Annotated in this window: 13 protein-coding genes; 6 read left to right on the plus strand and 7 right to left on the minus strand. The window is 60.6% G+C overall.

The genetic code is table 11. The annotated features are described in order from the left end of the window. From JWR14_RS35365 to JWR14_RS35390, 6 genes are all read right to left on the minus strand, one after another. A partial coding sequence (locus tag JWR14_RS35365; protein WP_299718794.1) for an MFS transporter occupies window positions 1-388 on the minus strand: 388 nt, incomplete at its 3' end. Window positions 389-503: 115 nt separating this feature from the next. Continuing rightward, window positions 504-1,493, minus strand: coding sequence for a quinone oxidoreductase (locus tag JWR14_RS35370; protein ID WP_299718796.1), 990 nt, complete (start codon window positions 1,491-1,493; stop codon window positions 504-506). Between the two features lie 56 nt (window positions 1,494-1,549). Further along, complete coding sequence (locus JWR14_RS35375) at window positions 1,550-2,569, minus strand: ABC transporter substrate-binding protein (protein WP_299718799.1); 1,020 nt, start codon at window positions 2,567-2,569, stop codon at window positions 1,550-1,552. A gap of 239 nt (window positions 2,570-2,808) precedes the next feature. Next, a complete protein-coding gene (locus tag JWR14_RS35380) occupies window positions 2,809-3,603 on the minus strand; it encodes a MetQ/NlpA family ABC transporter substrate-binding protein (protein WP_299718801.1) in 795 nt (264 codons plus the stop codon). 41 nt (window positions 3,604-3,644) lie between these two features. Continuing rightward, complete coding sequence (locus JWR14_RS35385; protein ID WP_089160441.1) at window positions 3,645-4,298, minus strand: methionine ABC transporter permease; 654 nt, start codon at window positions 4,296-4,298, stop codon at window positions 3,645-3,647. Continuing rightward, window positions 4,288-5,322: a methionine ABC transporter ATP-binding protein gene (locus JWR14_RS35390; protein WP_299718807.1), complete on the minus strand. Its 1,035-nt coding sequence runs from the start codon at window positions 5,320-5,322 to the stop codon at window positions 4,288-4,290. Before JWR14_RS35390 ends, JWR14_RS35385 begins: the two co-directional genes overlap by 11 nt. A 388-nt stretch (window positions 5,323-5,710) precedes the next feature. On the opposite strand from JWR14_RS35390, the gene JWR14_RS35395 reads away from it, so the two are divergent. Beyond that, a complete protein-coding gene (locus tag JWR14_RS35395) occupies window positions 5,711-6,358 on the plus strand; it encodes an NAD(P)H-dependent oxidoreductase (RefSeq protein ID WP_299718809.1) in 648 nt (215 codons plus the stop codon). Window positions 6,359-6,558: 200 nt separating this feature from the next. Here the strand turns inward: JWR14_RS35395 and JWR14_RS35400 are convergent, their stop codons facing one another. Next, window positions 6,559-6,774, minus strand: a complete 216-nt coding sequence (locus tag JWR14_RS35400) for a hypothetical protein (RefSeq protein WP_089160444.1) — start codon at window positions 6,772-6,774, stop codon at window positions 6,559-6,561. 355 nt (window positions 6,775-7,129) lie between these two features. Between JWR14_RS35400 and JWR14_RS35405 the strand changes: the two genes are divergently transcribed. The 5 genes from JWR14_RS35405 to JWR14_RS35425 form a co-directional block, all read left to right on the plus strand. Beyond that, a complete protein-coding gene (locus tag JWR14_RS35405; protein ID WP_299718813.1) occupies window positions 7,130-8,062 on the plus strand; it encodes a TauD/TfdA family dioxygenase in 933 nt (310 codons plus the stop codon). A gap of 82 nt (window positions 8,063-8,144) precedes the next feature. Further along, window positions 8,145-9,212: an ABC transporter substrate-binding protein gene (locus JWR14_RS35410; RefSeq protein ID WP_299718814.1), complete on the plus strand. Its 1,068-nt coding sequence runs from the start codon at window positions 8,145-8,147 to the stop codon at window positions 9,210-9,212. A 29-nt stretch (window positions 9,213-9,241) separates the two neighbouring features. Further along, entirely contained in the window at window positions 9,242-10,078 is an 837-nt protein-coding gene (locus JWR14_RS35415; protein WP_299718817.1) for an ABC transporter permease, read from the plus strand. 12 nt (window positions 10,079-10,090) lie between these two features. Next, the gene (locus tag JWR14_RS35420) at window positions 10,091-10,906 is read left to right on the plus strand and encodes an ABC transporter permease (RefSeq protein ID WP_299718819.1); all 816 of its coding nucleotides are present in this window, start codon (window positions 10,091-10,093) and stop codon (window positions 10,904-10,906) included. A 39-nt stretch (window positions 10,907-10,945) separates the two neighbouring features. Next, window positions 10,946-11,343 (plus strand): ATP-binding cassette domain-containing protein (locus JWR14_RS35425; RefSeq protein ID WP_299718821.1); only part of this gene is annotated, 398 nt, incomplete at its 3' end.

Raw genomic sequence — 11,343 nt, forward strand, 5'->3', positions numbered from 1 at the left:
CCGAGAAGCCTTGCAACAGACGTCCGAGCAACACGATGATCGGCGCCAACACGCCAATGGTCGCATACCCCGGAATCACAGCAACGAGCAGAGTGCCAACGGCCATCATCGCCAGCGTCAGGATCAGGCCCTTGCGTCTTCCGTGATGATCGATATACGCGCCGAGCACGATGGCGCCGATCGGCCGCATCAGGAAGCCGGCTCCAAACACGGACAACGCGAGCATCAGCGACGCGAATTCGTTACCGCTCGGGAAGTAGGTCTTGGCAATGGCCGAGGCGTAATAGCCATAGACCATGAAGTCGTACATTTCGAGAAAATTGCCGCTGACAACCCGAAATACCGACTTGAATTTCGACTCGTTTGCAGACATAGCGTGTGAGGACATGAACTTGACCTTCTCAAAGGATGCGGTGTGCCGGCGCAAAATGGCGACAACAGTCACTGCATTCAACAACAATTAACAACGTCCGGCGCGACGGCGACGGACGCATTGATGGTACCTATCCAATCATCAATACCGACTTGCCCAACTGGCGCCTTTCCTCAAGCTCGGCATGCGCCTCTTCAACGTTATCGAGCGTATAGCGGGAGCTGATGGCGATGTTCAGCGAGCCATCGGCTAACGCCGCGAACACGTCGTCTGCGCGGCGCTGGACCGTTTCCGCATCGGCCAGATGATCAGCCAGCCGCGGACGCGTCAGGAACAGCGAGCCGCTTTCACCCAGCTCAATGGGATCGAGGTCGTTCAATGAACCCGACACCGATCCATAGTTGACGACCAGCCCACGCACGCGCGTGGCGCGGAAACTGTCGCGCAGCGTCGTGCGGCCGACCGCGTCATAGACCACGTCCACACCCCGGCCACCGGTCACTTCCCGCACGCGGTCAGCAAAGCGGCCATCGTCGTAAAGCATCACGTGATCCGCACCGAGCTTGCGGGCAATGTCCCTCTTCTGCTCGCTGCTCGTGGTGGCAAACACCGTCGCGCCGCGACGCTTGGCAAGCTGCACCAGCAACTGGCCGATACCGCCAGACGCCGCGTGGATCAGGCACGTGGTCCCGGCGCTCACATGACCGACATCATCGATCAGGTAATGAGCAGTCGATCCCTGGAAGATCGCGGCAGCGGCCAGGTCGTAAGGAATCGAATCAGGAATTCGCGCCAGCCTCGCCGCCGGCACGACTGCGTAATCCGCATAAGCGCCCCACGATATACACCACGCGACCCGCTCTCCCAGTTCGAACGACGTCACACCCGCACCGGTTTTAACCACATCGCCGGAACCCTCCATGCCTAGCGTGCAGGGAATGCTCACGGGGTATGTCCGCGATGCCTTGTATTTCCCCTGGCGCGTGTGGATATCCATGAAGTTGACACCAGCGCATCTCACCTTGACCAGCACTTCTCCAGGCCCTGGCTGAGGAACTTCGATATCCTGATGAATCAGCACTTCGGGTCCGCCATACTGTTCTATGCGTATCGCTTTCATTGCATCGCTTCGAATAGAGGGAAATGGGTCGCCGGTTCCACGTTATTGATTCCGCGTTACTTCGCACCGATCTGTACGTGGTCCACGAACTCGTTCGTGTAGGTCCTCGACAGGTCAATGTGGCGAGGATCGATCGACGAGTTGGCCAGCGTGAGCACCTTCAGCACGGCCGCGGGCGTCCCGTCAGGCATCCGGCCGTCCTTCGTAAACATCGGCATGGAGGACTTCAGCGCGCTGATATAAAGCGCCTTGCCCTGTCCCGGTCCATAAAAATCGCTCGGCACCTTGGCCGTTATCTCTTCAGCGCTATGGCTCGCAATGAACGCCAGCGAGCGCACCATGGCGCGTACGAGTTTCTGCGCTTCATCATGGTGCGAGTTGACCCAGCTCCGCTCAGCATAGAAACACGGGCCGGCATACGGGCCGCCCAGCGCAGCCACCGTGCCCGCGGCGCTGCGCATGTCCACCAGCACTTTCGCATCGCCGCTGGCCAGCAGCCGGCTGGCGACCGGTTCTTCGATCATGCCGGCGTCAATACCGCCCTGATTCAACGCCGAGATAAAACTGTCGTCGGAACCCACCGGCAACACCGAGTATTCCTTCGGCGTCAACCCGGCGCGGGCGGCGAGATAATGGGTCAGGAAGTTCGTCGACGATCCCAGTCCCGTCACGCCCAGCGTCTTGCCTTTCGCGTCGGCCATGGTGTTGAAACCTGCCGCGGATCTCTTCGAGACCAGCTCGACCAGCCCCGCACTTTTGCTGAACACCATGAGCGCTTCAACGTCCTTGCCGCGGCTCTGCAGGTCGATGGTGTGATCGTAGAAACCGACCGCGCCCTGGATCGCGCCGGCGAGCAGTTCCGTCGCGGTATCGACGCCGGCCGGTTGTGACAGGATCTCGAATTCGAGCCCTTCGTCCTTGAAATAACCGAGTTGCGACGCAAGGATCAAAGGCAGATAGACGATCTTGGAGGTGCCTCCCGCCATCAGCGTCAGCTTTTCCGCGTGAGCGGGCGTGCCGCACAACAGCGCGGCCAGCGTGCAAGCGAGCGTGAAAAAGCGGGGGGAAAACTGCATCGAAAAACGTCTCCTTCTATCCGTGGCAATCCGGCATCTTGTTCTAATGTGCCGCAAGTATAAGAAGGCAAAGCCTTCTGCCTGCTTTCTGCCGGGGTGGAAAAATATCGGCGTTTACCCTTGGCGGGTTGAATTGGGCGTGTTTTTGTCCGCGCTTAAATGACTACGCGCTCCAACCCGTGAGGGAGAGAGCGCGTCGATGTCCAGCTTTTGTTACCGCGTCTTGCCCGAACCCGGAGTTACCAGGCGGCAATCACCGCACCCGCGTACTTCGTTTCAATGAACTGCTTTACTTCCGGCGAGTGATAGGCGGCCACGAGTTTCGCCACCCACGGCTTGTCCTTGTCCACGGCACGAATCGCGATGATGTTCGAGTACGGGCCGTTCGGATCTTCAATCGCGATCGCGTCCTGCTTCGGCTTCAACCCGGCTTCCATCGCGAAGTTCGTGTTGATCGCGGCGGCGTCCACGTCGGCGAGCGAGCGCGGAATTTGCGCGGCGTCGAGTTCGACGATCTTCAGCTTTCTCGGGTTATCGACAATATCAAGCGGCGTTGCTTTCAAGCCTGCGTCGGCGCGCAACTTCAGCAAGCCGTTCTTTTGCAGCAACAACAACGCCCGGCCACCGTTGGTCGGATCGTTCGGCACGGCGATGCGCGCGCCTACCGGCAACTGTGCCAGCGATTTGAACTTCTTCGAATAGATGCCCATGGGGAACGTGACCGTATCGGCGATCTTGATCAGCTTGTAGCCGCGGTCCTTCACTTGCGCATCGAGATACGGCGCGTGCTGATAGCTGTTCGCGTCGAGATCACCCGAAGCCAGCGCGGCATTCGGCTGGACGTAATCGGCGAATTCGACAATCTTGATGTTCAGGCCATTCTTCGCGGCCACCTGCTTGACCACCTCCATCACCTGGGCATGCGGACCGCCGGTCACGCCGACCTTGATAGTCTCGTCAGCTTGCGCGACGTTAGCGAGCAAAGCCGTTGTGCTAACAACAGCGGCCAGCTTGAGAATGAATCGACGTTGCATGGACTACCCTTTGAGCTTTATATAAAAATTTTTGTGACTGGTCATTTGTGACTGAGACGGCGCACGAGCCAGTCGCCGAACGACTGCACAAGCTGCACGAAGACGATCAGGATTACCACCACCGTCAGCATCACTTCCGGCAAAAACCGCTGATACCCGTAGCGAATGCCCAGGTCGCCCAGACCGCCGCCGCCGATCGCACCGGCCATGGCCGAATACCCGACCAGCGACACGAACGTAATCGTCAAACCGGCAACCACACCCGGCAAGGACTCCGGCAGCAACACCTTGAACACGATCTGGCTTGTCGTTGCGCCCATGGCCTGCGCTGCTTCAATCAGGCCGCGATCGACCTCGCGCAGCGCGGTTTCGACCAGTCGCGCGATGAACGGCGCAGCCGCAATCGTCAACGGTACGACCGCCGCCATGGTCCCGATCGACGAGCCGACCACCAGCCGTGTGAACGGGATCACCGCGACGAGCAGAATGATAAACGGTGTCGAGCGCACTGCATTCACAACGCCGCCCATCACCCGGTTCACCGCGAGATTGCGCAATACGCCATCGCGGTCGGTGAGATACAGCAGCACGCCGAGCGGCAGCCCCAAAGCCGCGCCGACCAGCCCGGAAATGCCCACCATCACGAGCGTTTCCCAGAACGACTGGACGAACATATCGAACATTTCACTCAACATGGGACATCTCCTCCACCACCACACCCTGCTCACGCAGATAAGCAATGGCCTCGGCCACGTTCGCCGGTGTTCCTGCCGCGAGCACTGCCAGCGAGCCGAACGCCTGACCCTGGATCTCGTCGATCTGGCCGTGGAGGATGTTGAAATCCAGTTCGAAGCGGCGGATTGTTTCAGAAAGAATCGGCTGGTCGACGCCGGAACCGGTGAACGCAAGCCGCAGCAAATGGCCGCTGCCGGTTTTCAAACGCTCTGCCACGCGCAGCTTCAACGCGGGCGGCAACTCGTGCGCGATCACATCGCCAATCAACGCACGCGTAACTTCGTGATGCGGCTGCATGAAGACATCGACGACATTGCCTTCCTCCACCACGCGGCCGGCATCGAGCACCGCGACGCGATCGCAGACCTGTTTGATCACGTCCATCTGGTGCGTGATCAGCACGATCGTCAGGCCGAGTTCCTTGTTGATCTTGCGCAGCAAATCAAGAATGGAGCGTGTGGTTTCAGGATCGAGCGCGGACGTGGCTTCGTCGGAGAGCAGCACTTTGGGCTTGCTGGCAAGCGCCCGGGCGATCCCCACGCGCTGCTTCTGGCCACCGCTGATCTGGGCAGGATAACGATCTTTTTGCGTGGTCAGCCCGACGAGTTCCAGCAGCGGCAATACGGTCGCCTCGATCTCGCCGCGCTTCATGCCGACAAGCTCGAGCGGCAGCGCGACGTTGTCGAACACGGTGCGCGAGGACAGCAAATTGAAGTGCTGGAAGATCATGCCGATGTCACGGCGGGCCGTGCGCAATTGCGCGGCGGGCAGCGTGGTGAGGTCGCGGCCGTCCACGATCACGCTGCCTTCGCTTGGCCGCGTCAGCAGGTTGATGGTGCGGACCAGCGTACTTTTACCCGCGCCGCTGCGGCCAATGATGCCGAATACTTCGCCGGGCGGAATCGTCAAATTGACGTTATGCAGCGCCTCGATCCAGCCTCGTGGGCCCGCGAAGCGTTGCGACAGATTGCGTATTTCGATCATGTAAACAAAAAAAGCGGCGGACTTCCCGTTGAGCGAGTTCGCTCGGGCAGCCGACCGCCGTTCATCCCTGGTTCGCGAGAGGCGAAAGTTTAACGTAACCCGCGCCGCGGCTTAATAATCTATTGCGCAAGGCTAATTACTTATCCGTATGTACGTTGCGTGGCGGGGCCGGCCGGGGCGTTGGCCGGCATCGAAATACGCAATGCTCATATCGATTCAAGCAAAGCTCGGTTCCATCGCGCAAAATCGATAGCTAAGATGGCGGCATGATCCATGCGTGGTCCTCGCGTGATCGCGTCTCCTGATCGCGTCTCCAATAAGCTGCGGCGTTCTTGCGTACAAACTGGTGCGTCAAATGCGGCTCCGCCGCACTCCTGGGAGTATTTTGTTGAAGAGCTTCGAATTTCGCCGGCCGCTCGTGGTCGGCATTGGTGGCACGACCCGCGCGGCCTCATCGACTGAACGCGCGCTTCGCCTCGCCCTGAAAGGTGCTGAAGCCGACGGTGCGCGCACGCGCCTGTTCGGCGGCACGTTCCTGCACTCGCTCCCTCACTATGCGCCGGAACACGGCGAACGCACGGCAGAACAGCTTGAGCTGATCGAGGCAGTGCGCGAAGCGGATGCGGTGATCATTGCGACGCCGGGCTACCACGGCGGCGTCTCGGGCCTGGTCAAGAACGCGCTGGACACGCTGGAGGAACTCCGCGATGACAAGCGTCCCTACCTCGACGGCCGCGCGGTGGGCTGTGTCGTGACGGCTTATGGCTGGCAAGGCGGTGGTGCCGTGCTCACGTCCCTGCGTTCGATCGTGCATGCGTTGCGCGGCTGGCCGACACCGTATGGCGCGGCGGTTAATTCGCTGGAAACACGGTTTGAGACAATTGATTCCTGCTCGGACCCGAAAGTCGCGGAGCAATTGGCAACGGTGGGGCGGCAGGCCGCTCAGTTCGCGCTGGCGTTTAATGCACGCGATGCGCTGGGTGATCTGGATCTGCGTCAAGGGTCCGCCACGATTGCACAGACTATTTCCGAATAAAAAAACGCCCGGTGTAATTCACACTGGGCGTTTTCGCCTTTCCTATTTCACCTTCCCTAACTCGATTAGCTCGAAGATCCGGGCGGCGTCGACGCCGCCTTGAATGTTGTCCGTGAATCACCGCTTGCGGCCTCAACATAATTTTTCGCTAAACCCGGACATTGCTCAGGAGTCCACGCCGGTTCCGGCCCCTCCTGTGTTCAATCCTTGAACGGCAACTCCGGCGTAAAAACAAACGGATCCAACGCATAACCCGTGTGGAAATACCCGCTGCACGCGCACGTCGCGATACGCTCAAGGTCATACGGTTCGCGTGCCGCCCCGCGCGATTGGTCGGCGGCCAACGTACGCCGCTCGCGCCAGTGTCGCAGCACTTCACTGCCCCAGTTCCTAAAAATGGCTCTCGGTTCAGACATCGCAGTTCTCCTTGAACGCGTCCCGGTACGGGCTACCGCTAAGTACAAGGTAGGTCAATCCCGGACATACCGAAACCATCTTTTATTCATTTGCATATCTGATGATGAATAGAAACGTACCGATCCCTGCTCAACGCTATTAAGCCAGCGTTTCACGGCATTTCATCAAGGGTCCTTCATAAACGACCCACGTCCGGTGTGTAAAGCAAAGTCCAATCGCTTCGTTGCCGCGCCCGCGCACGGGTGCTTCAATTTAACGCCGCTGTGGTTTCCGCCTGTCCAGCGCGCGAGCATCCGATACACGACGATCCATAACACACCCGACGATATTCAACGATTCCCCAAGGAGCACCCGATGACCCTCATCGCCACGCCTGCCGTTGCCGCCGAATCCTCAACCGCGCTGGACCTCGACGTCCATCCAGTAGGCGGCCGGATCGGCGCCGAAATCCGGGGCGTGCGCCTCGGGCCGGATCTCGCCGACTCGACCATTGCGGCCATCAACGCCGCGTTGCTGCAGCATAAAGTGATCTTCTTTCGCGGCCAGTCGCATCTGGACGACGCCGCGCAGGAAGCGTTCGCCGGCCGCTTCGGCGAAACCGTCGCGCATCCGACGGTGCCATCGGTTGCCGGCAGCAACCGTCTGCTCGAACTGGACTCGAAGAACGGCACACGCGCCAATTCGTGGCATACGGATGTGACTTTCGTCGACGCGTATCCAAAGATCTCGATCCTGCGAGGTGTCGTGATTCCGCCCGCTGGCGGCGATACGGTCTGGGCGAACACCGCTCAGGCCTACACCCGTCTGCCAGACCCGCTGCGCGCCCTGGCGGACTCCTTGTGGGCCATTCATACGAATACCTACGACTACGCGGCGACCCGCAGCGAGCCCGCCACCGACGCCGAGCTGGCGCATCGCGAACAGTTCACGTCGACGGTCTATGAAACCGAACATCCGGTCGTGCGCGTGCATCCGGAGACGGGTGAACGCACCCTCGTGCTGGGGCATTTCGTGCAGCGCTTCGTGGGTTTGTCACAGCGCGATTCGGATCGCCTGAAAGAGCTTTTCCACGACCACGTGACGCGCCTCGAAAACACGGTGCGCTGGCGCTGGACCCAGGGTGACGTGGCGATCTGGGACAACCGGGCAACCCAGCACTACGCGGTAGCCGACTATGACGAGAGCGTGCGGCGCGTGGTCCGGCGCGCGACGGTGCATGGCGACGTGCCCGTGGGTATCGACGGCCGGCGCAGCCGCGCGTTGCGTGGTACGCAGGCGCTGAACTGATCCTGCATTCGACCTTCGACATTCGACCTTCGGCAGCACGGCCAGGCTGCGCTGCCGTTTTCACCCTCTCCCCGCGAATTCGATGACCCCACGATCCCTCCTGCATTCCCTCATTGTCACGCTGGGCATGGTTGCCGCCACGAGCGTCCTGGCCGCCGCGCCCGCTGTTGTCCGGATCGGCGTGGCGACGCAAGGTTATGGCGATCCACCCGTGTTTGGCGGCTCGCCAGCGGCGACCGCCCAGTTGCAGCACCGCACGGAAGACGCGCTCAAACCCGATGGCGTCAAGGTTGAATGGCTGTTCTTCAAAGGCGCCGGTCCCGCAGTCAACGAAGCGCTGGCGAATCGCCAGATCGACTTCGCCTATCAGGGCGATCTCCCCGCCGTACTCGGCCGCGCGAACGGGCTCAAGACGAAATTGCTGATCGAATCGGGCGTGCGCACCGGCGTCTACCTGGCCGTGCCGCCCGACTCCGACATCAAGAGCGTCAAGGATCTCAAGGGCAAGCGCGTCGCCATCTTTCGCGGCACCAACCTGCAACTCGTGGTCGATAACGTCCTGAAGGCGAATGGTCTTTCCGAACGCGATCTGCGCGTGATCAATCTCGACGATGCCGCGTCGCAAGCCGCGCTTGCATCGAAGGGCGTGGATGCGGTGTTCCTCGACTTCAAGCTTTTCAAGCTTCAGCGGCAAGGCCTCGCGAAAATCATCTACGCGTCGCGCGACGGCGGCCTGCAGTACACGCGCCAGGCGCATCTGCTGGTTCTCGACGACTTCGAGCACGACCATCCCGACGTCGTGCAAAAAGTCGTGACGTCAGTCGTACAAGCGGCTCAGTGGTCCTCGGACGAAGCCAATCGCGACGCGCTCTTCACGCTGTGGGCGAAGAGTGGTGTGCCGGTGGAATCGTGGCAATCGGAGTACGCGAACCAGACGCTCAAGGACCGCACCTCACCGTTGATCGATCCGTTTATCGTGGCGCGCTATCAGGCCGTTGCCGACGACGCGCTGCGTCTGAACCTGATCCGTCAGCCCGTGAGCGTGAACGGCTGGTTCGAACCAAAGTATCTCGATCAGGCCTTGAAAACGCTGAAGCTTGAAACCTACTGGCCACGTTTCGATCCGTCCGGCAAGCCGCTGGCATCGTGAACGCCTGAATTTTTCTGGAGAATCCGGTCATGGCGAACAGCATCGCTCGCACTTTGAATCCAGGCCAACGGGCGGCGCTCAATGGCACCCGTGGTCATACCGCTAGCGCAGTGCGATCGCTTGGCTGGATCGCGTTGCCCTGGCTCGTGCCCGTGGCGTTGGCTGTGTTGTGGGTGCTCGGCTCGCACTACGGCTGGATCTCGCCGCAGATCCTGCCGTCGCCCACACTCGTCTTCGAAACCCTCGCCGGTCTCGCCAGCAGCGGCGAACTGTGGATGCATATTGGCGCGAGCCTGTCGCGGATCGCAGTGGGCTTTACAGGTGGCGTCGTGCTCGGCTTGCTGCTTGGCGCATGGCTGGGACTGTCGCGCACAGCCGAGGCTTACATCCTTCCCAGCTTCAATGCCGTCGTGCAGGTGCCGGTGCTCGGCTGGCTGCCCTTCCTCATGATCGTGGTGGGCATTGGCGAGCCGTTAAAGTATTTGCTGATCGGGCATGCCGCGCTCGTTCCAGTCACCTTGAGCACGCTGCAGGGATTTCGCCGGACCCCGGCCGCCTACCTCGACGTTGCTCGCGTCTTTCGCTATTCGCGCAGACAAACCATCTTCAGCGTGATCCTGCCCTCGGCCGTGCCGGTCATCGGGACGGGTATTCGGCTCGCATTTACGAAGGCATGGCTTACGCTGGTCGTGGTCGAACTGGTAGCGTCATCGGAAGGACTCGGTTACCTGATCGTGTACGGACGGCAGCTATTCCAGCTTGATCTGGTGCTGGCGTCGGTGCTGATCGTGGGAGCAATTGGGTATGTGGCTGACCGCTTGCTGACTCTTCTCGAACACAAGTTGTCGCCCGCGCGGCTGGCCTGAAGGAGTACCAACATGTCCACGCCGTCTCTTGAACTTGAAACTGGCTCCGGGGCCATCGCGGTTTCGGGTGAACCGGGCAAAGCCGGGCGCTGGCGCGGCTGGGTCATCCCGGTTGCCGCCCTCTTCGCCTGGTGGTACGTCTCACGTCACGTAGTCGCCGGGCACGGCATGATGACCTCGCCTGCTCAAGTGTTGCATACGGCTATCGATCAGGCGAGAAGCGGCGCGCTGTGGCGTGCGCTCTCGGCGTCGCTTGCACGCGAACTGACGGGTTTCACACTCGGCGCAAGTCTCGGGCTCGTGCTGGGTGCGTTGCTCGGTGTCTCGCCCTTCGCGAACCGGCTGATTGGGCCCAGCTTCAATGCATTCAAGCAAGTCTCCTTGTTTGCATGGATACCGTTGATCTCCGTATGGTTCGGTCTCGGTGATGTCGCGAAAGTCGTCTTCCTTTCGCTTGCCGCGCTTGTGCCCGTGGTCGCGCATACGAGTGATGGCATCCGCGCGGTCTCCCCTGAGCTGCTCGATGTTGCCCGGGTGTTCCGCTACAGCAAGTTGCAGACCGTGAGATACGCCGTGCTTCCCGCTGCGTTGCCGTCCATCTTCACCGGCATTTATCTCGCCCTGATTTATTCATGGCTTGCGACGCTCGGTGCGGAGTATCTGCTGGTCGCGGGTAGCGGCATCGGCAACACGCTGGTCGACGGCAGCGAACAGTTCCGGATGGACCTCGTGGTGTTTGGCGTGATCGTGATCGGCATTACCGGGTGGGCGTTGAACGCGCTAGCCCGTGCCATCCAGCAACGCTGGTTCCGCGATCCAGCAGCTTGATAGCGCATTATCCATCTTTCATAAAGAGTCCACATCATCATGGCGACTGTCTCTGTTACCTCGGCAAGCGAACTCAACCTGCATCACGTCACGAAGCGTTTTGCCGGCGATGACCACTCGGTGCCCGTTCTCGATCGCATCGACCTCTCGGTGAAAAGCGGCGAGTTCGTGGCTATCGTGGGGGCAAGCGGTTGCGGCAAGTCCACGCTGCTGCGCCTGATTGCAGGGCTCGACGATCAATTCGACGGCGACATCGAATTCAGCGGCGAACGTATTCGCACCACCGATCTTGCACGGGGTATCGTGTTCCAGGATCACCGGCTGTTTCCGTGGCTCAACGTGGAGCAGAACATTGCGGTGGCGCTAAAAAACTCAGGGCGCAGCAAGGAAGAGAACCGACGTGCGGTTGCCGAGCATATCGCGCTGGTCGGGTTAAA

The sequence above is a fragment of the Caballeronia sp. genome (assembly GCF_028292365.1).
Classification (GTDB): domain Bacteria; phylum Pseudomonadota; class Gammaproteobacteria; order Burkholderiales; family Burkholderiaceae; genus Caballeronia.